Here is a 23,021-nt window from a genome sequence, read left to right as displayed (position 1 = left end):
TTAGTTGCATAAACAACTTGCGCCATTTATTGTTTATATTTGAATAGCACCTTTCCGATAACCTTATTTGTTAACGATTAATCATTGCCTATGCAGGACGCATATATTGTAGCAGGCTTAAGGACTGCTGTTGGAAAAAGTAAAAAAGGAGGCCTCCGCTTTTTCCGGCCCGACGATCTGGCTGTTGAAGTCATCAAAGGGCTTATGGCCAGTATTCCGCAACTGGATCCAAAACGTATCGATGATGTTATTGTTGGTAATGCCGTTCCCGAAGCAGAGCAAGGGCTTCAGTTCGGGCGTATCATTGCGGCGCGTGCGTTGGGAATTGAAGTAGCGGGTATCACTATCAACAGATATTGCGCCAGCGGCCTGGAAAGTATTGCCACGGCTACCGCCAAAATCAGGTCGGGCATGGCCGAATGTATTGTGGCCGGCGGCACCGAAAGTATGAGCCTGGTGCCTACGGCCGGCTGGAAAACTGTTCCTGCGTACTCTATCGCCAAAGATGAACCCGATTATTACCTCAGCATGGGGCTTACTGCCGAAGCTGTGGCTAAAGAATTTAAAATATCACGGGAAGACCAGGATGAATTTGCACTCGGATCGCACCAAAAAGCGTTACGCGCCCTGGAACAAGGGTATTTCAAACCCGGTATCATGCCGGTAAATGTTGAACAGGTATATGTCGACGAAAAAGGCAAGCGGAATACCAGGAGCTTTATTGTAGATACCGATGAAGGAATACGCGCCGACACTACTATAGAAGCGCTGGCTAAACTAAAACCGGCATTTGCGATGGGTGGTTCCGTTACGGCGGGTAACAGTTCACAAACCAGCGACGGCGCCGCTTTCGTTGTAGTAATGAGCGAGCGTATGGTAAATGAACTTGGTTTAAAACCCATTGGGCGTCTTGTCAACTGCGCCAGTGCCGGTGTGCATCCGCGTATTATGGGTATAGGGCCGGTTGCTGCAGTTCCCAAAGTATTGAAGCAGGCGGGTATGAGCCTGTCCGATATAGATCTTATCGAGTTGAATGAAGCTTTTGCCTCGCAGTCGCTCGCAGTGATCCGTGAACTGGGCCTTGATCCTGCTATCGTTAATATCAATGGTGGCGCTATTGCCCTGGGCCATCCGCTGGGATGTACCGGCTGTAAGCTCACCGTGCAGCTATTGAATGATTTGAAAAGACTCAACAAAAAGTATGGAATGGTAACCGCGTGTGTAGGCGGTGGGCAGGGCATTGCCGGTATTATTGAAAACATTGACTAAACATATGAAAGCTGTTGTATGCCCCGGTAAGGAGCTGCCGCTGCAGGTACAGGAGGTGGCCATGCCCGCTGCAGGGCCCGGTGAAGTGGTTGTTGCAATTAAAGCTGCTGCCTTTAATCACCGTGACTGGTGGATAAGGCAAGGTCAGTACGCCAATCTTCGCTATCCTGTTGTACTTGGCAGCGATGGAAGTGGAATTGTGTATGAGGTAGGAGAACATGTATCTATAGACTGGCTTGGCAGAGAGGTGGTCATGAATCCCGGTATGAACTGGGGCGACAGCCCGGAATATCATTCCAGGGAGTTTAAAATGCTGGGTTTGCCCGATGATGGTTGTTTTGCCCGGTATGTAAAGGTTCCTGCATCGACATTGTTCCCAAAACCTACTTATTTAAGTTACGAAGAGGCTGCTGCTATTCCCCTGGCCGGCCTCACCGGTTACCGGGCGCTTTTCACGAAAGGAAACCTGAAACCCGGTGATCATGTATTGCTAACGGGTATTGGCGGCGGCGTGGCATTGCTAATGTTACAAATGGCTGTAGCCATTGGCGCTAAAGTATATGTAACTTCAGGCGACGACGCCAAAATTGAAAAGGCCCAAAAGCTGGGGGCTTCCGGTGGTGTAAACTACAAAACGGAAGGCTGGCATAAGCTGCTGCAGGCATTCACGGAAGGTTTTGACCTAATTGTAGACAGTGCCGCGGGCGATGGCTTCCGGAACTTCATAGATCTTGCCAGGCCCGGCGCCAGGATTGTTTTCTTTGGCGGCACCCAGGGAGCTATCACCAATCTTAACCCGCAGAAGATCTTCTGGAAACAGCTGCAGATAAAAGGAACTACCATGGGCACGCCGGAAGAGTTTGAAGCCATGCTGCAACTCTTTGATCGCTATCATATTCATCCCGTTATAGATAAAGTATATTCCATGGAAGAAGCTGATACAGCAATTCATAAAATGGAAAATGCAAGTCAGTTCGGAAAAATAATAATGCGTATTGAATAGTATGCATGGAATGATAATTGTGACCCTTTACATTATACAAACAAGCTTATATGCAAACCATTTTAGTTCCTACTGATTTTTCTGTAACCGCCAGAAATGCTGCATTATACGCCATACAGCTGGCGGAAGACCTTGGTATTCCCAAAGTGATATTATATCATGCATACCAGTTACCTGTATCTGTAGATCCTATGCTGCCTACCATGCAACTGATGGATATCAATGAAATAAAGAAAATAGCCGAAGAAGGCGTCGATAATTTTCTTAAACAGGTAAAAGCGTCTATTGCAACAGAAGTGGTGTTGGAAGCAGTGAATGAATTCAATGTGCTGGACACAGGCATAGAGCAGGTGTGTGAAAATTACAATGCCCGTTTTGTGGTAATGGGTATTACAGGTGGCGGAAAAGTGGAAGAGGTGCTGGTGGGAAGTAATACTACGGCTATTGCCAGGAAATCGAAGGTTCCGGTGATCATTATTCCGGCAGAATGTAAGTATACGCCGCTGGAAGAAATTGTGCTGGCCTGTGATTTTAAAAAGGTGGCAGAAACAACGCCTGTACAAGCTATAAAAGCGTTACTGGATGAAACAAAGGCTAAATTGTTTATTCTTAATGTAACAGAAGGAGGACGTGGCATTACGCCGGAAGTATCGCAGGAAAGCCTGATGATAGAAACGTTGTTCCAGCAATACCAGCCATCGTATCATTTCCTGGAAGGAGATGATTTTACAGAGGTTATCAATGAATTTTCATCCAAACATGAAATAGATCTTATTATTACCATACCTAAAAAGCATGGCATGTTCGAGAAGTTGTTCCGCCGCAGTCATACAAAGATGCTGGCGTTTCACAGTCATGTGCCTTTGATGGTGGTGCATGAGTAGATAAGAACGACGTGTGAGAACAATTAAAGTTTTCAAGGCTGGGGTTCCCCGGCCTTTTTTGTTTTGTATATGTGTTAAGCTAAAAATTATTATATAAGTATTTATATCTTTAAGGCTTAAATTTAGTCTGCAAACATTTATGGGCTATTTGCATTCCTGAAACCCCGATATTACATGACCAAAACGTTCAATTTTTATTGTGATGAAAGTACCCATCTGGAAAATGATGGACATCGTTATATGATATTAGGCTACGTTTCCACTTCTTATAATCAGCTGAAAAAACATAATCAGGCCATAAGAGAAATAAAACGGAGTCACTTCATTAAAGGCGAAATGAAATGGAGGTCTATTTCTAAATCAAGAGTGGTGTTTTATGCAAAGGTTGTAGAGTATTTTTTTATGACCGATTTAGAATTTAGGGCTATTATAATTGACAAAACCCAGTTGAACCATAGTGGCTTTAATCAAACACATGATGAATTTTATGACAAAATGTATTTTCAGCTCTTAAATAAGAAGATTCAATTTGACGCTACTTACAATATTTATATAGACGAGAAAGATACGCATAGCTATAAAAAAGCCCAAAGTCTTAAACAATACCTGGAACGCGACTATCATAATATAAGAACGCTTCAAGCTATTAAGTCATATGAAAGCGAGTTGATGCAGATGGCCGACTTGTTGATGGGGGCTATAAACTATAAATTGAGAGGGCTTTCTAAAGTGGCATCAAAGAATACTATAATAGAGAAAATTGAGAAAGAAATTGGCAAACCTATAATAGAGCCATCTTCTCTTTATGAAAAAAAATTTAATAAATTTTTTATTGATCTTAAGTAATGCCTCTTAATCAAATCAAAGTATATAACCAGTTTTTGGAACTCCCCCATCTTAATGAGCCGCAGAGAGCGGCTTCTTTGAGAGCTATTTTTAATAGGGATATTGAAAGTAATGATACCTTGGCTTTCAGAACAAAAAAAATACGTCCCATAAAAAACGCAGACGGACAACCTGCTTTAGACGTACTATTCGATCACCTGACAAAAGCTGCCATAGAAATAAAAGATTCTGACGGAAAAATTATAAAAAAGAGATCTGATTGGGATGATGGAAGGTGTTTAAGATTGCATTGGGTTAAGCACCATATTGAAGAAAGAAAAGCTGATGGTTTCGTCGTTTTTAGCTATATCGATAGGATAAAAGGTAGAGGAGATGTTCCAAGAACTTACCTGTACGACCAGGCGGAACAATATGTAGTGGTCTTAGAACCTTACACAGTAACTGCCGATTATTATTTAATAACTGCTTTTCACCTTACAAAAGATAAAGGGGGCACTAAACAAATTGCTCAAAAACTAGCCCAAAAGCTGGATGCCGTATTATAAAAACGCAAAACCCGGTGTATTTCATGACACATCGGGTTTCGAAGCTCAATTGTCCTAGAATGGTACAATGAACAACGCAAAGTTATACAATTGTTTTGTATATACAATATATATAAAGGTCATTTTATATAGCCTGTTAGTAATATAACGTTTCAATAATACTAATTATGACCTAAGTCTTTGCAAGCCATAAGCTTGCGAGAATTTTGTGATCACAATGTGATGCGCTTAACTTGAATAGGCTTTAAAAGGCAGGAATGCCTGCGGTGAAAGCTTAAAGTAATCAGCTAGTGCATTAATGTGGTTAAGATTATACTTGGCTCCATTCTTTCCACGTTATTAATGAAAGAGCGAGAAACCCCTATAATATTGCCTATATCTTCCTGTGAAAGCTTTTCCCTTATGTAGATTTGTTACAAAATCAATGACGTGCTGTTCAATCTCAGATGGAGGAATAATATTAGTAGCCATCGTTACTGTTTTGAAAAGCCTTAAACCCAAAAGGGGGAAGGGCTGGAAGTTGAAAATTAAATCAGGCTAATAATATTGTTACATTGTAGTTAGTGAAGTTTCCGGAATTATCTATTCTTTTGGGTAAATATCCGGCTGTTACAGCATAACAATATCTTTTAGAAGAGTATGATTCTTCCGTAGTACCATAAATTTAATAAAGTGCTGACAATTGTAGTAAGGTTTATCCTTGTCACTGGCCAATTGCTTAATTGGGAAAAGCTTTTGGGGGTAAAAATGCCTGCGGCGAGAGTTTAAAATAATCGGATAATGAGTTGATATGATCTAGATTATACGTTGCACTCCGGGAAAGGCTTTCGATATCCTGAATATAGGAGCGGGATACACCTATAATATTACCAATGTCTTCCTGTGAAAGCTTTCTATCCTTGCGTAGTTGCTTTACAAAATCAATAACGTATTGTTCTATTTCGGATGGAAGGTTAGTATTCGTCATCATCACAAATGAGCAAATAAATAAAAAATAAATGCCGCTATAAAAATAGAGTATAAACGTTGCAACAAAAGCTGGCGGCAATGCAGTAAGTATAATAGCCAGTAAAAACAGAGGCTGACCCGCAAGAGTCAGCCTCGTATGATAAAATAATGCTGATGCTTATTTTTTCTATAACACCTCCGCCAGTTTCTTTTCCAGGTCTTCGCCCCTGAGGTTCTTACCTACGATCTTACCCTGCGGATCGATCAGGAAGTTTTGAGGGATGGCGTTTACACCATAAGATTTTGCGGCAGCGTTGGCCCAGCCCTGAAGGTCGGAAACCTGTGTCCAGGTTAAGCCGTCTTTGTGAATGGCATCCAGCCATTTGTCTTTCGCATTGGCGTTGTCCAATGATACACCTAAGATGGTAAAGCCTTTGTTCTTATAAGTATTGAAAGCCTTTACAACGTTGGGGTTCTCTTTACGGCAGGGACCGCACCAGCTTGCCCAGAAATCGACCAATACATATTTTCCACGGAACGAAGACAGTTTAACGGGATTGCCGAGCGTATCGTTTTGTGTGAAATCGGGAGCTACCTGGCCTATACCAGTAAGTTTCGACGCCTGAATTCTTTGCTGCAGGGCCTTGCCTGAAGCGCTTTGTTTGGCTTTTTCGCTGAGTTTATCGTATAAAGGCTGATACTTGTCGGCATCTATGTCGTAAGGCATAGCCTGCTGTAATGTTATTAGTGCAATAGGAGAAGTTGGGTTTGACCGGAAAAATCCTAAATAACCATCTTCTTTCATTGTACTGTCGATAGCTTCGAGCTGTGGTTCCAGCTTATTCATGGTTGCTTCGTCGCCGGCTGAACGTGCAGCCTGGTATTGCGCTAACAATGGTTTGAACTGTTCTTCGTAAGGAGCCAGCCCTTTCTTCAGCTTTGCATAGTCGGCATTGGCAGGCGCACCGGTGATCACTGCATTTGAAAAGGAATCAACGTGTGAAACGTTGATAGTACCTGGTTCCAGGAACACGGTTGCAACGTATTTGGGAAGGACACCCATAGGGCCGGGGTTGGCAGCCAGAAGATTGGCAGAAACAATATCTTCGCCCACTACGCCTTTAAATGTGTATTTGCCATTTACCAGCTGGGCTGTATCAAATACTCTTTTACCTGCTTTCTGATAGAACAGTAATATAGAGGACTGTTCATTGGTGAAATTCTTCAGTTCTCCGTTGATGGTATATGGGGTTTCCTGGGCCCATACGCCTAATGGAGCAGCCATTAATAGCCACAATAAATTCTTTTTCATTCTTCCTTATTTTTTAAATTTCTTGTACTCGAATGAAACGCCGGCCGCGTCCTCCTACCTGGAAAATAGGCTTCTGCACTTGGTTCCATAGAAAATTGAGGAAGTAATTTACAGATTCCCTCAATAAAAAAAAGTTATATTTTAAATAAGGCAAGTCGTAAACCTGTTTAGGCCAGTATTAAGGGCGGTGACCCTAAAATGCTGATGCAAAGCTTATATAAACCAATGCAGCCATAAAAAATCATCATTACACCACCCCGTTTCTAATTACAAAGCCAATACCGCCGTCAATTTATCCCATAAGAACACTCAAGCGAAGCAGGAACCAGGCTTGGGTATACCATAAGCATACCTAAACCGCAATTGTATCGGACCAGCATCGCACTTGTATCGCACTTGCATCGCACTTGACCTGGGCCACCCGCCCGGGTTTACAGCACTTTTCCCCGGAATACAAATTTAAAATCCGGCTTTCCCGCGCGGAAATGCCGTTTCCGGCACGCCGGACAACAGAAAATAGCCACCTGGCCCCTGTTAGGACAGATATTTTCCAACAATAGGCACCCGGCGACCCACGCCAAAGGCTTTGGGAGATACCCGGATAATGGGGCAGAACTGGTTTCGCTTGTATTCGTTCATATTCACCAGTTTAAGCACCCTGTCTGTGAGGGCTGCATCGTAACCGAGCGCCTTGATCTCGGCAGGCCCCATACGTCTTTCGATGTATTGATATAGAATGTTATCGAGAATATCGTATTCAGGTAAACTGTCGCTGTCTTTTTGTTCGGGACGCAGTTCTGCACTTGGAGCCTTGGTGATGATGTTTTCGGGGATTATTTCCTGGTTCCTGTTCATGTAGCGGGCCAGTGCATACACCTGTAGTTTGTAACAATCGCCCAGTACGCCCAATCCGCCGGCCATATCGCCGTAAAGGGTGCCGTAGCCTGTAGCCAGTTCACTTTTGTTGGAGGTATTGAGCAGGATATACCCGAATTTATTGGAGATAGCCATCAGCAGGTTTCCGCGGGTCCTGCTTTGCATGTTCTCTTCGGCCAGGGAAAAAGGCAGGTCCTGGAAAATGGGTTTCAAAGTGTTCAGAAGACTGTTATACACATCGTTGATGCGCACAATATCGTAGGGGTTGCCAAGGTTCACGCTTAATTGTACCGCATCGTTCACCGAATGTTCTGTAGAATACGGTGAGGGCATTAGTATCGCGCGCACATTTTCTTTGCCAAGGGCTTCGCAGGCCAGGGCCAGGGTTACTGCCGAGTCAATGCCACCGGAAGAACCCAGGATGGCTTTGGTAAAGCCCATCTTGGAGAAGTAATCTTTGATGCCCATTACCAGCGCCTGGTAAATCTGTTCTATGTTCAGCTCCGGCTCCAGTGTGGCCGGATTGAGGGCATGGCTGGGTATGCGCGAAACAGGCTCCAATACAGGTACATCCAGGTCGCCATTATCGAGCAGGGTGGCGCCGTCTATTGCTTCCTCGAAAAGCGGGAGTGTTTTACGCAGGTTGCCCGCGCCATCGAAAATGAGGGAGCCGCCGTCGAATACGATCTCCGTTTGACTGCCAACAGCATTACAATAGAACATGGGAATGCCGTATTTCAGCACGTTCGACTTTACAATGGCTTTGCGGTCTTCGTCGTGTGTATAATCGAACGGGGAAGCGCTCAGGTTGATCATAACATCGGGCTGCTGTTGTATCAGCTGGTCCATAGGACACTGGCGATACAGGATGCTATCGCCCAGGTTCCAGATATCTTCACAGATGGTGATTGCGAGTTTCTTGCCTTTGAAGGGAATTACCTGCCAGTCGAATGCCGGTTCAAAATAGCGGTATTCATCGAACACGTCGTAGGTAGGAAGTAAGGTTTTATGGATCTCGGCCTGTATTTGTTTATCGTATAACAGGAAAGCGGCATTGAACAGGCTTTTGCCGCTGCGGTTGTTACGGGCGGGTGAACCTACCAGTACACCAATGCCATCGGCGTGTTCTTTAATACGGTCGATGCTGTCGTAACATTTATTGATGAAGTCGTTGAACTCTACAAAGTCGCGTGCAGGATAGCCGCAGATGCTCATTTCGCTGAAAACAATGAGGTCTGCTCCCTGTGTTTTTGCTGTGGCAATAGCCTGTATGATCTTTTCCGTATTACGTTCAAAGTTGCCGATATGGTAGTTCTGTTGCGCCAGTACAATCTTCATAAAACATATTTCTGCTACGAAGTTCAAGAATTATGCTCAATCTTCATAGATGTAAGGTTTCCTTTAATTTCTCCTGCAAATACTGTTTTGTAGCGTTCGGGCGTATCGGCCGTGAAACTTTTCGTTCGTATTTGAGTACGATCTGTGAACGAAAAAGTTCATGTACGTTTGCAGTATGAAGAATCCGGGTATCTATCGTTTATTCGTGTGGGCATGTGCTGCTGTTATGCTTTTGTCGTGCGGCGGCGGCTCCAAAAGAAAAGTTCCTGATGTGTCTCATATAAAGGTGAAGTTTGAAGTAAAGCGCTTTGACCAGGAGCTGTTTTCGCTGGATACAACAGACCTGGGCGCTGCGTTAACCAGGCTGCAGCAACATTACCCCGGTTTCCTTAACGATTACCTGTATAACATACTGGCATTGCCTCCACAGGAAGACAGTACCGTGGCGATGCTGAAGCGTTTTATCCACGATTACAAGCCCGTGTACGATTCGGTACAACTGCGTTACCGCAACCTGGGATCGTTGGAAAAGGAGCTGGTGCATGCGCTTCAGTTAACCGGTTATTATTTCCCGGGATATAAACTGCCTGAATCGCTGATAACATTTGTAGGCCCTGTTGAAGGGTATGCCAATGTGTTAACGAATTCGGGCTTTGCCGTAGGGTTACAGCTTTACCTGGGTAAGGATTTTTCGGCTTACCAGATGGATTACTTCCGGGAGATCTATCCTTCGTATCAATCGAAACGTTTTGAGGCTGTTTATATCCCTGTCAACTGCATGCGCAATATTGTTGACGATATGTACCCTTACAAAGCCGGCAACCGCCCTTTGGCGGAGCAGATGGTGGAACTTGGCAAACGTATGTACCTGCTTGATCTGCTGTTGCCCGAAACGGCGGAACACCTGAAGCTGGGATACACCGAAAAGCAGCTGGAGGGCTGTTATAAACACGAGGCGTTGATCTGGAACACTTTTGTACAAAACGACCTGTTATATGCTACCGATCCCATTGTTATCAGGGATTATGTAAACGACGGACCTAAAACGCCTGTATTGGGAGAAGAATCGCCCGGGTTTATAGGCCAGTTCACCGGATGGCAGATCGTTAAGAAGTGGGCGGAAAAGCAAAAAGATCTTACTCCGCAGGAGTTGATGAGAACGCCTGCCAGGCAGCTATTTGACGAGGCGAAGTACAAGCCGAGATAAGCTTGTGTGGTATTGAGATCAGTTATTTTTGAAAGGAACCACCATCTGGAAAGGAGGGATCTTAACGATAAAGGTCGTTTTGGTATCCTGGTTCTCCATGAGATAGGTGCCTTGCATGCGGCCTATTTCTGTACGGAGGTTACATCCGCTTACGTATTGGAATTGTTTACCTGGCTCTAATACGGGCTGTATGCCTACTACGCCTTCTCCTTCTACTTCGCGGTTTTGGCTATTGCTATCGAAGATAAACCAATGGCGGCGCAGCAATTTCACTGTGAAATGATTCAGGTTTTCAATAGTAATACGGTACGCAAACATAAATTCGTTGTTCACGGGGTGGCTGTATTCATCCTGGTAGAACGTTTCTACGCTGATCTGAACACCTTCGGAAGTTTTTGTAATCATGCAGTAAATCTTGCTCTGCTATAAAATTACGGATTTAAGTATAACAAAAACCAGTCATTTTTTCCCGCATTTACAGGATCGTACGTTTTCCATTTTCTTTAATATGTAAAATGGACGCGCCATAGTACCTTTGCCCCACTCAATCTATTTATACAACTCAAAATTCAGGACGATGACAAAAATTGCTGTAGCAAAAGGCGATGGTATTGGACCGGAGATTATGGATGCTGTTCTTTCTATTTTTCAGGCTGCACAGGTACCTCTTACCTACGAGTTCGTAGACATGGGAAAATGGGTGTTTGATAAAGGATTTAGCAATGGCATGACCGCCGAAGCCCAGCAAACGATCGAAAGCCTCGGCATTTTATTTAAAGGGCCCATGGAAACGCCTAAAGGCAAAGGGGTTAAAAGTATTAATGTTACTGCCCGTAAAACCTGGAACACTTATGCCAACAAGCGTGTATTCCAGACTCTGAGTGGTGTGGATACTGTTTTCAGTAAAGCAGGTATTCCCATCGATGTTACTATTGTTCGTGAAAATATTGAAGATACCTATGGTGGGGTAGAGCACATGCTTACGCATGACGTAGCGCTCAGCCGCCGTTTTATTACCCGTCCGGGAAGTATGCAGGTGATAAAATATGCTTTTGAAATGGCCAGCAAAAAAGGCGCACGCCGTATTACCTGCGGTCATAAAGCAAACATCATGAAGATCACGGATGGTCTTTTCCTGGAGTGCTTTTATGAAGTAGCCAAGAACTATCCCAACCTGAAGGCCGATGACGTTATTGTTGATGATCTTTGTATGAAGCTGGTAACACGCCCCGATACTTTTGATGTGGTGGTGCTTACCAACCTGCAAGGTGATATCGTATCCGATCTTTGCGCCGGCCTGGTAGGTGGTTTGGGCTTTGCTCCTTCTGCCAACGTAGGCGATCATATCAGCATCTTTGAAGCGGTACATGGTACGGCTCCTGATATTGCAGGTAAAAATATTGCCAACCCTACGGCTTTACTGCTGAGTGGTCTTTCTTTGTTACAGCACCTTGGTTTGTACGACAAAGCTTCGATTATAGAAAATGCATTGTTATATACGCTGGAAAGCGGTGTGCATACCGGTGACTTTGGCGATCGCAGCAAGCCTTCCCTGAATACAACAGAGTTTGCGAATGCTATCATCGCCAACTTTGGTAAGAAGCCTGCCAACAATCCTAAACCAAGCATGTCTGATCAGCCTTCTACCTGCACTGTGTGGGACCTGGAGAAGAATGCGATGATGGAAAGTACGGAAGCAGGTTCCGACAAGATAGTTGGTGTTGATATGTTCATCGAGAGCAATGTGCAGCCTGAAGAGATCGCTAAGAAATGCCAGCGTCATGCCGGCGTTAAATTCAACCTGGTTAATATCAGCAACAGGGGTACACAGGTTTGGCCTACGGGTTCCAAGTTCACCAACCTGGTAAACCAGTATAATGCACGTTTCGAATCGATAGACGACCTGGAACTGAACCAGCAGGATGTAATAGGTTTGTATGTTAGCCTGAGCGGCGACTTCAAGATCTGTTCTCTTGAACTGCTGAACCAGTTTGGTGATAAAAAAGGTTATAGTCTTGCCCAGGGACAATAGTTGCCAGGGAATAGTTATAAGAATGATCGCCCGGTGCTTGTTTAGGATCCGGGGTTAAAATAAGGAGAGGGTGGGTCATAAATAAAAATAGCCGCTGAGAATTGCTTAAACGCGAACCCGGCTCCATCAGGTACCCGAATAAAACGAGGCCGTATCGCACTTATGATACGGCCTCGTTTTATTCTATGGGAATTCTTATGCTGTGAGACTTATTTGATTTCGTTGTTACAAACAACAGGTGTATTCTGTTAAAAGTCCTGTAACAGTAATCCTATTTTAAAGCCTTCGGCTGTACCTGCTTTACTGAGGAAGCCGGAGGAGTACAGGGTGTAATGTTTAGTACCTGCCAGTGATACCGGCAGCCTGGCCACTTCATTGCTTGTGCCGGCTTCGCGGGCAATGATCACATAATCTCCTTTCAGGTAATATTTGAAGGCAAGCGATGCCACATTTTCGTTACTGTTCTGACGAAACAGAAAGTCGCGTGTAAAGTCGGGTGTTGTTACGCTGCTGATATAGAAATCCAGTTTTGGTGCATCGGGTGAAAAGTGAAAGCAACGGATGCGGGCAGAATCTGCTGATACAGTAGTAAAAAAATCTGTTGTAATAACGGCACGTGTTGCCTGTAATGATGTATCTACAACGATGACGGTATTGGCGGTTCCGCCGCCGAGTGTTGTTAATTGCGCTATTACAGGGTTATTATCGCTTTGTCCGGCTGTATCGGCAACAACACCATAAAGCGTGGCTGCTGCAGTTGTAAAACCTGAAACAGACTGGTAGTTAATAGCAGACGCCACTTTTACAATTTGGGCGGTGCCGCCATAAAAATCCAATGAGGGGTGCCTGGCGGAAAGATTCGCAAACGAAACCTTTGTATCGGGAGGCGGGGTGTAACTGGCGTTTTTACTACAACTGGTTAAGATAGTTCCTGCAAGAACACATACGACCACAATAAACAGAACTTGCTTCATGTCAATAGTATTAAGGTTTATACCGTCATTCTGATGTGTGAATGTTCGCAAACGTTGCTCCGGTATAAAATAATTCCTGCTATAGGGGCTAATGGTTGAATCAGACCTTTTTAGATTGCTTGTAATTATTCTTCAGCAGCCACTGTAATACCTTTTCACGCTGGTCGCCCTGGATAATGGCTTCGCCGTCTTTAACGGCGCCGCCGGTACCGCAGAAGTTTTTCAATTGTTTACCCAGTGTTTCAAGATCATCCTGGGTGCCAATGAACCCGGTTACCAGTGTCACCGCTTTGCCTGCACGTTGTTTGGTGTCGAGCCTGACACGCAGTTTTTGCTGAGCTGGAGGCAGGGTTTCTGCTTCGGAAGGCGTTTCGTCTTCGAACCGGAAGTCGGGGTTGGTACTATATACGAAGCCGTTATTGTCTGGTTTATTTTTTTTCGACATACGAGTGTGTGCTTTTGTTAAAGAATTCTAAAAGCGGTTGGTATGCGGTCGTTGGCGTTGGCCCTGTTGTGACACGCTGTTGTGTTTTATCAAACAATAACTGCTTTCAGACTCAGGTCCAGGCTTTGCGCCTGGTGTATCAAGCCGCCTACGCTTATATAGTCTACGCCTGTTTTTGCGTAATCTACAATGTTGCTGAGGTTAATACCGCCACTGGCTTCGGTTTCAAATGCGCCACCGATCAACTGCAAAGCTTCTGCTACCTGTTCGGGAGTGAAGTTGTCGAGCATAATACGGAAAACCTTGCCTTTACCTGCTGCAATCACTGTTTTTACGTCATCGAGGCTGCGGGTTTCGATCTCTATTTTCAGTTCGGGCTGTTCCTTTTGAACGTAGGACCATGCTTTTTCAATTGCCGGTTCCAGTCCGCCGCAGAAATCGATATGATTATCTTTCAGCATGATCATATCGTAAAGGCCGAAGCGGTGATTGGTACCGCCGCCAATACGTACTGCTTCTTTTTCGAGGAGGCGGAAGTTGGGAGTGGTTTTACGCGTATCGAGCAGGCGGGTTTTATATCCCTGCAGCTGGCTGGTATAGCGGCGTGTTAAGGTTGCAATACCGCTCATACGCTGCATACAGTTCAATACCAGCCGTTCACATTTCAGGATGGTATGAATGGAGGCTTTTACTTCAAAAGCCTGTTCTCCTGCCGTCATGGTATCGCCATCATGTTTAAATACACGTATATCGCTGGAAGGTTCCACCAGGGTAAAAATGGAATGAGCCACGTCTACGCCGGCGAGAATACCGTCTTGTTTGATCTTTAAAACGGCTTTGCCCTGTTGTCCTGCCGGAATACAGCTAAGCGTTGAATGGTCGCCGCTGCCTATATCTTCCCTTAACGCCTCGCGGATTAAATGGTCGAGCTGTTCATCAAAGTGTGCTATCATAGTTTCAAAGGTAGGAAATGAGGAAAAAAGAAAAGTCCTGCTTTCGTGCAGGACTTAGCTATTATTTTCAGTGGATCTTAATTGATCCGGACGGTAATGATGGAGGTTTTGTCGCCTTTTGATTTCATCATCAGTGTAATATTATAGCTTTTACCCGAGGACTGTAATTTACCGGTCATGTACATGGTTCCGCCCATTTCGCGTTGCGAAGTAAGTTCGAAGCCTTTGACGCGGTTTTCGGAGAAGAAGTTCTTTAAGGTAATACCAGCCTGGTTCTTACCTACGTTCTTGATCTCATCTTTTTCAGGAAGCTTAATATCCAGGATATTATCAAAAAACTGGCTCAGTTGTTCTGCATTGCCTTGTTTTAAAGCACTGATGATACTCTCAGGATCTCCACTCACCGCTTTGAATGACAGAAGGATGAAACCTAAGCCTGCCATCAGCAATAATCTTTTCATATTGAAGGTTAAATGATTTTTATCATTGGATACTGCGCCAAAAATGTGCCAGTTTTGGTAGCGTTAAAACGGGCTTAAAGTTAAGCCCTTATTCGAAATTCTTGTAATTATTTAAACTTAGCGTAGTTTTATCACATGGAAAACAGGAAAGCAATACTCGTCATCATGGATGGATGGGGACTCGGAAATGTTAAGACAGCTGATGCAATTCAAAATGCCAATGTTCCTTTTGTCAGCAGTTTATATGGTAAATATCCTAATGCAACACTGGTTACCTGTGGCGAGCAGGTAGGTTTGCCAGACGGACAGATGGGGAACAGTGAAGTAGGGCATCTGAACTTAGGCGCCGGCAGAATTGTTTACCAGGAGTTGCAGCGTATCAATGTTGCTATCCGCACCGGTGAATTCGCAAAGAATCCCAAGTTGCTGGAGGCTATCCGTTTTGCCAAAAACAATAACAAACCTTTACACCTGCTGGGCCTGGTGAGCGATGGTGGTGTGCATAGCCACTCCAGCCATGTAAAAGCCATTTGCGATGCCTGTAAGGCAGAAGGCCTGGAGCAGGTATATATTCACGCCTTTACCGACGGACGTGATACCGATCCAAAGAGCGGTTTGGGTTATGTCACCGGTTTACAGGAACACCTGAACCAGTCTGTAGGTAAAATTGTAAGCGTGAGCGGCCGTTATTATGCTATGGACCGTGATAAACGCTGGGAGCGTGTGAAACTGGCTTATGATGCGCTGGTAAAAGGCGAAGGTGTGAAAGCTACCGATGCGCTGGCAGCTATCGAGCAGTCGTACGCACAGAATGTAACCGATGAATTTATCTTACCTACCGTTATCATAGGTTCCGATCAACAGCCGCTGGCTACCATTAAAGATGGCGATGTGGTGATCTGCTTTAATTTCCGTACCGACCGTTGCCGTGAAATCACGCAGGTGTTAACACAGGAAGAGCATCCTGAACATGGTATGCATACGCTTCAGTTGAATTATACTACCATGACGGAGTATGATAAAACTTACCGTAATGTAAACGTGATCTTTGAAACCGATAACCTGAACAATACATTAGGGGAGGTGCTTGCTGCAAATGGCAAAAAGCAGATCCGTATTGCAGAAACGGAGAAATATCCCCACGTGACCTTCTTCTTCAGCGGTGGCCGTGAAGCTACTTTTGAAGGTGAAAGCCGTATTATGGCGCCTTCTCCCAAAGTTGCCACTTACGATCTTCAGCCCGAAATGAGTGCAAAAGAGCTGACCGATAAACTGGTTCCTGAAATTGAAGCAGAGTCTGCCGACTTCATTTGCCTGAACTTTGCGAATGCCGATATGGTGGGCCATACAGGTGTATTCCCTGCAGTAGTGAAAGCGGTTGAAACCGTTGACGCCTGCGTGAACCGTATTGTTTCTGCAGCTTTACCGCATGGTTATACTGTTTTCCTTACTGCCGACCACGGCAATGCCGACTACATGGTTAATGAAGACGGAAGTCCCAATACACAGCACTCTACCAACCTGGTACCGTTGTTTGTGATCAGCAATGAATTTAAAGGAACTGTAAAACCCGGTAAATTGGGCGATATTGCGCCTTCTATCCTGCACTGGCTGAGGTTACCTATACCAGCCGAGATGACGGGAGAGGTTTTAATCAGTGAGTAATCAGAATATGGAGATCAAAAAGGCAACGTACCTTATTTCAAGTCCAGCAGTAGACAAATGTCCCAAGGCCGACAGGCCTGAATATGCCTTTATAGGTCGCAGTAACGTCGGGAAATCATCTCTTATAAATATGTTGTGTAATAACCAGAAGCTCGCCAAAACATCGGCGAGCCCTGGTAAAACACAAAGTATCAATCATTTTACCATCGAGAGCTCCGTGCGTGAAAAAGGTCCGGTAGAGCGCTGGTATCTTGTGGATCTTCCGGGTTATGGTTATGCCAAAATAGACCAGAGCAGCCGGAGGCGATGGGAGCAGATGATCGAGGGTTACCTGCGCAAGCGGGAGAACCTGGTGAATGTATTTGTACTGATCGATGCGCGGCACATGCCTCAGAAGATAGACCTCGAATTTGTGAACCAGCTTGGTCACTGGGAGGTGCCTTTCACTATAGTATTTACCAAGGCCGATAAAGAAAAGCCTGCGGTGGTTGAGCGTCATGTAAAGGCATTTCTCGATGCCATGCGTGAAACCTGGCAGTTCCTGCCGGCAAGTGTTGTTACCAGCGCCACTAAAAAAACAGGTAAGGATGAGATCCTTACCCAGATCGCCGGGATGAACCTGGGCAAGGATGAAGCGACAGGGGTATAGGCAGCCTTTGTGAGGGCTGGCAATTTCCTTGTTGGTATCAATGCTGAAAAAAAATGGGGTTGACCATTGTGTGGTCAGCCCCATTTTTTTGGTGGTTCTGAAGGAACCTATTTCGATTGCAGTAGTAAAGAGGTGTCGGAAGAGATCTTTTTATAATAGTGCGCAACGTATGGCGCCATGGTGCTTCCGCCTGAAAGGATCATGGTGTCGTGGGTAAAAACATAGCGGGATGGCAGCACATCGGCACTGTTATATTCTCCCATAGAGAGGGTGGTGTCGCCGCCTGCTGCCAAGGGAGGTATGAGCTTATAAATAGTTTTGAATACAGTTGCCGAGTTGTAATTACGTATATACAGTTTATAGCTTTGCGTAAAAGTCATGTAGGAGCGTTCGTTCTCGGGGTAGTAGTATACGACGCCATATTGGGGCGCCTGCGGGGTATTGAGCTCTCCTATTGGCTGCCATGTTCCAATGAGGGGGTGGCTGTTATCGAGCGCCGGCGTTACGGGTGATTTGTCTTTACTGCACGATGCAAGGAGCAGGCATGAGAATGCTATCGCAAGTAATGGTTTCATATGATGATGGTTTTTGGTTTGTAATGGTTGGTTGTTAGTTTCCTTTCAGCCATGACGCTACAACCTGGGGAGGCACTTTTTTAAAGTAGAATTCGGTGAGCACTTCGCTGGCGGTAGTGTAATCGTGTTCGTAAGTTCTCAAGGTATCGTTTCTGATGCTGTATTCGATTCCTGAGCGCAGGTAAACCTGTACATCGAGAGGGCCGATATTGAAGCGTGACAAAATTCGATTTTCGGCAGGTGGAACCGGGGCCCAGTTCATTTTCACGGTGGTATCTGTGCGGGTATGCACCAGGAAAATGCGGGGTTGTTCCATGAAAGTGCGGTAGCTGTTCCGGTTTTCGGTATAAAAGCGTATTCCGCCGGGTTCTGCCAGGGTTTTATGAGAGCGTTCTCCTATTGCCTGCCAGGTACCAACGAGGGAGTGCTGTTCCGGGGTAGCCGGCGATTTACTACAGGCTGCCAGTAACAGGAAGGCAAGGGGTGCTGCAAGTACGTGTTTCATGTGATTTGGCTTGCATTTACGTGCTATGGTGGCAAAATCACATGAGGCGTTGCTTGCAGACGAAAACTTAATTTGCAGCCTTTTAGTTCACGACCTTATCGGCGCAGCAGCTGCTGGCGAAAGCTTCGGGTTTGGCTTTAAACGCGAATCCCATTCCCAGGATATAACCCATGGCTTCCCGCAGGGCGTCGTTGCTTTTGAACTGGGGATTGGTGTTAATGTCGGCATGAACTTCCATGTCTACATTGTACTCAATGAACAGGTTGCATAGTTCATAGGCGATCTCAATGCTTTTTGCGACTTCTACCAGCATTCTTTCCTTGATGTTGTACTTGAGGCGGGTTTTGTCGTTGTGGATGAACATAAATCCACCGTTACGTTCCCTGAGGAAAACGATCACGGTAGCAAATTCTGTGTCTTCTCCTTTAACCTGGCTGTCTGTGCCGATGCAAACTTTGAGGCGTGTTCCCTTGGCAGTTTCTTTCTTAATAGCCTCTTCAACTGCATCTTTGATGGGAAGCTGGATGCTTTCTCCATTGAATTTTCTCCAACGCATAAGTAATGAGGTTTTTTGAAGTTACGTATAAAATGCTGTAACCGACGGGATTGGCAGATGACGGGAACGTTATTTTTCAACAGCTTATCCACCCACACCCGTAAAACGAGCCTGACCGGGGTGTTTACATCGGTTGAAAATGTGCAATACCGGCCTATAGAGGCTAATGCAGCTATAGTGGTTTGGCCTTATAGAATATATAGCGTGCTATTGTATGGCTGGAAGGCGGCAGGCGCGTGTACTGGTCTTATGCTAATGTTATGCTGATCCTATACTGATCGTATACATATAAAGCGTACTTTTTCGTAGATCGTTGCTGCATTCCGGCGCGGGATGGGGTTTACCGGGAGATGGCCGAGCCAGGTTAATACTGGCCTGTGCTGAGCATTACCAGGGTACAGGCGTGCAGGGGCTCTATCTTGTTTTGTCCGGCGAGTTCTTCCAGTTCGGGGTTTTCGGCGCCGGGGTTAAAGATAATGCGTTTGGGACGCAGGGAGAGGATATAATCATAATAAGGGCGCTGATTAGCGGCTCCAAGGTAAAGGGTAACGGTATCGATATCTGGCAAGGGAGGCTGACCTGTTTTTATGGATACGTTGCCTACATGGCCTTCTTTAAGCCCGATCGCTTCAACCGGATGGCCGTGTGCTGCAAGCTTGTTGATGGCCAGGAAACTGTAGCGTTGCGGATTGGTTGATGCGCCCAATACCAGCGTGTTCTTTGGTGTTTGCATACCTTGTATACTTCAAACAACGTGCTAAATGTGGTAAGGCGGCCCTGGTCCCTGCTTTTTGCCTTTATTATTTCAGCAGTTTGACAAAACTGTTCAGGAACCAGTTTTCTTCTGCTTTAATGACAGTATCCAATGTTTTTTCGGCATGGCCTGCAAACTTGCGGATACCGCCAATTACATCGGTAAAAGCTTTTATTTCGGGATCTTTTTTATCGCCTTCCACCTCATTCAGCTGGTTGAGGACCTTTAACATGGGGTCGAGCTCCCGTTTTTTGCGCTGGGCAATAATGCGGGTGGCTACGCGCCAGATATCCTTATCTGCTGAGAAATACTCTTTCCTGTCGCCGGAGATAATTACTTTGTCAACCAGCCCCCAATCCATCAGTTCGCGAATGTTCATATTGGCGTTACCGCGACTGATATTGAGTCCTTCCATCACATCATCGGTACTAAGTGGTTTTTCTGCTATCAACAGGTGTGCATGTACCTGTGCCATCGTTCGGTTAATACCCCATTGGCTTCCTAAAACGCCCCAACTTTGAACAAATTGTTGTTTTGCTTCCTGCAAATTCATCCGTAATAATTTTTCTGGGTTCTTTCTTCAATATGGTAAAGCAACCTTAGCAATCGATTCCTGTTTTTATGTGTTCCTGTCTCCGGCTTTTTCGTTTTCTAGTTTATTTCCTGTCCCAAGCCAGGCTCTATTTCTGAAATTTCAAGATTTACTGAAATTATAAACTTTTTCTGGCTAATAGTCAGGACAGGGGGCATCTTTTTCTTTTTTATTGCCCGGTCTGATCTGCAATGTTACATAACCGCCGCCATTAGGCACACTTTTCTTTCCCAGGAGCCACCCGAGATTGTGTAAACCTACGAGCAGCGGCCCCGCTTTTAATGCCAGTCCTACCCATGCAGAACGTTCAAGCGTATATTGAACAGGGAGATATACGCCCAATTCTTTTTTCTCCCAGCGCGGGGTAATTGCAAAGGTAGTTAACTCCTTAGTATTCAGTTGTCCAACATTGTCGATACTTCTGATACTCCATTGGAGTTCGGCATTGACATAAAAATTTTTTTCGAGGTTTTTATCGAAGTTGATGAGCAGCCTGGTGGGCTGGTTTATTGAAAAATTGCCGCGCAGGGTATCGTAGCGGGCGGCAATGCTTTTAATGGTATCGCTTAGCTGGTTGATATTTTCCAGGTCGTTGAATTTATTCTGAAGGCTGCTGGCGTAGGTGCCGTCTTTGGCTCCTGAGGCATGTGCGCTGGCTTTGCCGTAGGTATAAGTGTTGCGGCCTATATCGAGCAGGGCGGCTGAGAATTTCCAGTTATAGTCGTGCGGGGCGGGTGGTTTTTCGAGGTAAAGTGCATCGCTTTCCCAGTAATGAATGTATTCAACGCCCAGGTCTAACCCTACGCTGTTGCTCATGCCTTTCAGGAACTGTTTGATGTTGGTGCCTGCCGACTGATCGTTATTGGTGCGGTCGTAGTTATTGGAATAGCCATAGCGTGCATCGGCAGCGGTAAGGGCAAAGTCGTACGGTACGAAAGGGTTGGGGGATGTACGTGGTTCAAAGTTGATATTTGACAAACGGCCATGGGCTCCGGACAGGGAGCGCATGAATTTCAATTGCACGCCTCCCTGCCAGCGGCCTGCGTAGGTTTGGCTTAATACCCTGGCGTATCCCATCTTCAATTCGAGCCAGCCGCTGCTTTGTGTTGCTGCGTATAAGGAAGTGGTTGGCTGGTTCTGTGCTGCAAACTCATAGACATACAGCATGCTGTCGTGCCAGTTTACGGGGCTTGATCTAACATGATTGTAAGAGCGGATATTGGCGCCCAGGCTGAATGCGGAGACCTCATTGATCTGATAACGGAAGTTCATCAGATTCACTGTTGCGGCAGTGTGTGCATAGCGTCTGAAGTTACCGTTCTTACTTACCGCATATACTGAATCGGCAGCTGACAGCAAGCTGTACGGCTCGATGTAAAATGCATTGGACATTGTTTTACCCTGAACACCGAGGATAGTAAGGTCCCATTTATAGGGAGCATTCAAGATACCTGCCGGGTTGTAGTCGGGCGCCATACTGCCTGCATAGGCAGAGCCGTGGATGGCCTGTAATTGCTGCGAAAACGCAGTGGTCACGGATGTAAAAAGGAGTAGAAGGATTATGGTACGCATGGTAAATTGCATAACGTGTATGCACAGGGTTTTTGTATAAGGGTGTAAGATTATAAAAAAATGTGTATATTAAGTTAGTGAATATGGGAATCTGTATTTAACTTTCCTAATCATTCTTACTAAATAACTAATCCCATGGCAAAAGCTAATAAAAAAAAGGTTGCACCTAAGAAAGCCGCCCCTAAGAAGGTGGTTAAGAAAGCTGCTCCTAAAAAGGCTGTAAAGAAAGCTGCCCCTAAAAAAGCTGCTCCTAAAAAGGTAGCTGCACCTAAAAAGGCGGCGAAAAAAGTAGCTCCTAAGAAAGTTGCCGCTCCTAAGAAAGCTGCAAAGAAAATAGTTAAGAAAGCTGCTCCCAAAAAAGTAGCTGCTCCTAAAAAGGCGGCGAAAAAAGTAGCTCCTAAAAAAGTGGCTGCCCCCAAAAAAGCAGCCAAGAAAGTAGTTAAAAAAGCTGCTCCCAAAAAAGTAGCTGCACCTAAAAAGGCAGCCAAAAAAATAGCTCCCAAAAAAGCGGCAAAAACCATCGTTAAAAAGGCTGCCCCTAAAAAAGCGGCTCCCAAGAAGGTTGCTCCTAAAAAAGCTGTGAAAAGTGTAGCTCCGAAGAAAGCTGCTCCCAAAAAAGCAATTCCAAAGAAAATAGCTCCCAAAAAGCCTGCTAAGGCAATACCTGTAACTACGCCTAATCCTGTAGTTGAGGAGCAATTACCATCGACCTTATTTGGCCAGGAGCCAGAGGTGACAGAGCCTGAAGAAGAAGTGGTACCTCCGGTAGAAACACCTGAGGCTAATGACGACTTCGATGAAGATTTTGACAAAGAAGACGATGATGATGCGTTGGTTGACGATGAAGATGACGACGACGACGATGATGAAGACGAAGATTAATTAATGCGGAATAGTTTTCTGCACTAAAGCATATAAATAAAGAGAAGCTGTATCGTAGTAATACGATGCAGCTTCTTTTTTGAGGTTATAGCTGTGGATGAGAGAGGAAAGCTGTGCTAAAGGCGTTGAGGAGTGGTATAAAAAAAGCCTCCCGTGGAAAGGAGGCTTTTTTTATATG

General features: G+C 45.2%; 24 protein-coding genes. 10 read left to right on the top strand and 14 right to left on the bottom strand.

Annotated elements, in window-relative coordinates:
• Positions 1-90 precede the first annotated feature (90 nt).
• The 5 genes from ESB13_RS19165 to ESB13_RS19145 all read left to right on the top strand — a co-directional run bounded on the left by ESB13_RS19165 (position 91) and on the right by ESB13_RS19145 (position 4,547).
• Positions 91-1,269, top strand: coding sequence for a thiolase family protein (locus ESB13_RS19165; protein WP_129005298.1), 1,179 nt, complete (start codon positions 91-93; stop codon positions 1,267-1,269).
• Between the two features lie 4 nt (positions 1,270-1,273).
• On the top strand, positions 1,274-2,272 hold the full coding sequence (locus ESB13_RS19160) for a zinc-binding dehydrogenase (RefSeq protein ID WP_129005297.1): 999 nt from the start codon (positions 1,274-1,276) through the stop codon (positions 2,270-2,272).
• Positions 2,273-2,322: 50 nt separating this feature from the next.
• Positions 2,323-3,156, top strand: a complete 834-nt coding sequence (locus tag ESB13_RS19155) for a universal stress protein (protein ID WP_129005296.1) — start codon at positions 2,323-2,325, stop codon at positions 3,154-3,156.
• Between the two features lie 174 nt (positions 3,157-3,330).
• Positions 3,331-4,002, top strand: a complete 672-nt coding sequence (locus ESB13_RS19150) for a DUF3800 domain-containing protein (protein ID WP_129005295.1) — start codon at positions 3,331-3,333, stop codon at positions 4,000-4,002.
• Positions 4,002-4,547, top strand: a complete 546-nt coding sequence (locus ESB13_RS19145) for a hypothetical protein (protein ID WP_129005294.1) — start codon at positions 4,002-4,004, stop codon at positions 4,545-4,547. The genes ESB13_RS19150 and ESB13_RS19145 overlap by 1 nt, the downstream gene beginning before the upstream one ends.
• 718 nt (positions 4,548-5,265) lie before the next feature.
• Here the strand turns inward: ESB13_RS19145 and ESB13_RS19140 are convergent.
• From ESB13_RS19140 to ESB13_RS19130, 3 genes are all read right to left on the bottom strand, one after another.
• Positions 5,266-5,517 (bottom strand): helix-turn-helix domain-containing protein, encoded by a 252-nt coding sequence (locus ESB13_RS19140; protein WP_129005293.1) that lies wholly within the window; start codon positions 5,515-5,517, stop codon positions 5,266-5,268.
• 165 nt (positions 5,518-5,682) lie between these two features.
• Complete coding sequence (locus ESB13_RS19135; protein ID WP_129005292.1) at positions 5,683-6,807, bottom strand: TlpA disulfide reductase family protein; 1,125 nt, start codon at positions 6,805-6,807, stop codon at positions 5,683-5,685.
• Between the two features lie 534 nt (positions 6,808-7,341).
• Complete coding sequence (locus tag ESB13_RS19130; protein WP_129005291.1) at positions 7,342-9,021, bottom strand: NAD+ synthase; 1,680 nt, start codon at positions 9,019-9,021, stop codon at positions 7,342-7,344.
• A 175-nt stretch (positions 9,022-9,196) separates the two neighbouring features.
• Here ESB13_RS19130 and gldB point away from each other — a divergent pair, with 175 nt between their 5' ends.
• Positions 9,197-10,228, top strand: a complete 1,032-nt coding sequence (gene gldB, locus ESB13_RS19125; protein WP_246022630.1) for a gliding motility lipoprotein GldB — start codon at positions 9,197-9,199, stop codon at positions 10,226-10,228.
• A gap of 18 nt (positions 10,229-10,246) precedes the next feature.
• Here gldB and apaG read toward each other — a convergent pair whose 3' ends face one another.
• Positions 10,247-10,633: a Co2+/Mg2+ efflux protein ApaG gene (gene apaG / locus ESB13_RS19120; protein WP_129005290.1), complete on the bottom strand. Its 387-nt coding sequence runs from the start codon at positions 10,631-10,633 to the stop codon at positions 10,247-10,249.
• Between the two features lie 172 nt (positions 10,634-10,805).
• On the opposite strand from apaG, the gene ESB13_RS19115 reads away from it, so the two are divergent.
• Positions 10,806-12,260: an NADP-dependent isocitrate dehydrogenase gene (locus tag ESB13_RS19115; protein WP_129005289.1), complete on the top strand. Its 1,455-nt coding sequence runs from the start codon at positions 10,806-10,808 to the stop codon at positions 12,258-12,260.
• Between the two features lie 248 nt (positions 12,261-12,508).
• On the opposite strand, the gene ESB13_RS19110 is transcribed toward ESB13_RS19115, so the two are convergent.
• The 4 genes from ESB13_RS19110 to ESB13_RS19095 form a co-directional block, all read right to left on the bottom strand.
• A complete protein-coding gene (locus tag ESB13_RS19110) occupies positions 12,509-13,234 on the bottom strand; it encodes a DUF4397 domain-containing protein (RefSeq protein WP_129005288.1) in 726 nt (241 codons plus the stop codon).
• Between the two features lie 100 nt (positions 13,235-13,334).
• Complete coding sequence (locus tag ESB13_RS19105; protein WP_129005287.1) at positions 13,335-13,679, bottom strand: translation initiation factor; 345 nt, start codon at positions 13,677-13,679, stop codon at positions 13,335-13,337.
• A gap of 89 nt (positions 13,680-13,768) precedes the next feature.
• Complete coding sequence (nadC, locus tag ESB13_RS19100) at positions 13,769-14,632, bottom strand: carboxylating nicotinate-nucleotide diphosphorylase (protein WP_164974278.1); 864 nt, start codon at positions 14,630-14,632, stop codon at positions 13,769-13,771.
• Between the two features lie 77 nt (positions 14,633-14,709).
• Positions 14,710-15,093: a DUF4783 domain-containing protein gene (locus ESB13_RS19095; RefSeq protein WP_129005286.1), complete on the bottom strand. Its 384-nt coding sequence runs from the start codon at positions 15,091-15,093 to the stop codon at positions 14,710-14,712.
• A gap of 135 nt (positions 15,094-15,228) precedes the next feature.
• Between ESB13_RS19095 and gpmI the strand changes: the two genes are divergently transcribed.
• Positions 15,229-16,758, top strand: coding sequence for a 2,3-bisphosphoglycerate-independent phosphoglycerate mutase (gene gpmI / locus ESB13_RS19090; RefSeq protein WP_129005285.1), 1,530 nt, complete (start codon positions 15,229-15,231; stop codon positions 16,756-16,758).
• Positions 16,751-17,407, top strand: a complete 657-nt coding sequence (yihA, locus tag ESB13_RS19085; RefSeq protein ID WP_281275058.1) for a ribosome biogenesis GTP-binding protein YihA/YsxC — start codon at positions 16,751-16,753, stop codon at positions 17,405-17,407. Before gpmI ends, yihA begins: the two co-directional genes overlap by 8 nt.
• A gap of 107 nt (positions 17,408-17,514) precedes the next feature.
• Here the strand turns inward: yihA and ESB13_RS19080 are convergent, their stop codons facing one another.
• The 6 genes from ESB13_RS19080 to ESB13_RS19055 form a co-directional block, all read right to left on the bottom strand.
• A complete protein-coding gene (locus tag ESB13_RS19080; RefSeq protein WP_129005284.1) occupies positions 17,515-17,982 on the bottom strand; it encodes a hypothetical protein in 468 nt (155 codons plus the stop codon).
• Positions 17,983-18,016: 34 nt separating this feature from the next.
• Positions 18,017-18,487 carry a hypothetical protein gene (locus ESB13_RS19075; RefSeq protein ID WP_129005283.1) on the bottom strand — a complete coding sequence of 157 codons (471 nt, stop codon included), beginning with the start codon at positions 18,485-18,487 and terminating at the stop codon, positions 18,017-18,019.
• A gap of 82 nt (positions 18,488-18,569) precedes the next feature.
• Positions 18,570-19,043, bottom strand: a complete 474-nt coding sequence (locus ESB13_RS19070; protein ID WP_129005282.1) for a ribonuclease H-like YkuK family protein — start codon at positions 19,041-19,043, stop codon at positions 18,570-18,572.
• A 364-nt stretch (positions 19,044-19,407) separates the two neighbouring features.
• Entirely contained in the window at positions 19,408-19,776 is a 369-nt protein-coding gene (locus tag ESB13_RS19065) for a CoA-binding protein (RefSeq protein ID WP_129005281.1), read from the bottom strand.
• A gap of 67 nt (positions 19,777-19,843) precedes the next feature.
• Positions 19,844-20,350, bottom strand: a complete 507-nt coding sequence (locus ESB13_RS19060; RefSeq protein ID WP_129005280.1) for a GbsR/MarR family transcriptional regulator — start codon at positions 20,348-20,350, stop codon at positions 19,844-19,846.
• A 174-nt stretch (positions 20,351-20,524) separates the two neighbouring features.
• Positions 20,525-21,961 (bottom strand): hypothetical protein, encoded by a 1,437-nt coding sequence (locus ESB13_RS19055; protein WP_129005279.1) that lies wholly within the window; start codon positions 21,959-21,961, stop codon positions 20,525-20,527.
• A gap of 135 nt (positions 21,962-22,096) precedes the next feature.
• Here ESB13_RS19055 and ESB13_RS19050 point away from each other — a divergent pair, with 135 nt between their 5' ends.
• Positions 22,097-22,843, top strand: coding sequence for a hypothetical protein (locus ESB13_RS19050; protein ID WP_181955313.1), 747 nt, complete (start codon positions 22,097-22,099; stop codon positions 22,841-22,843).
• Positions 22,844-23,021 lie beyond the last annotated feature (178 nt).

This window comes from Filimonas effusa (assembly GCF_004118675.1).
In the GTDB taxonomy this organism is placed as follows: domain Bacteria; phylum Bacteroidota; class Bacteroidia; order Chitinophagales; family Chitinophagaceae; genus Filimonas; species Filimonas effusa.
Note: the sequence above shows the minus strand (reverse complement) of the source record. Positions and strands in the feature narration are given on the sequence as shown.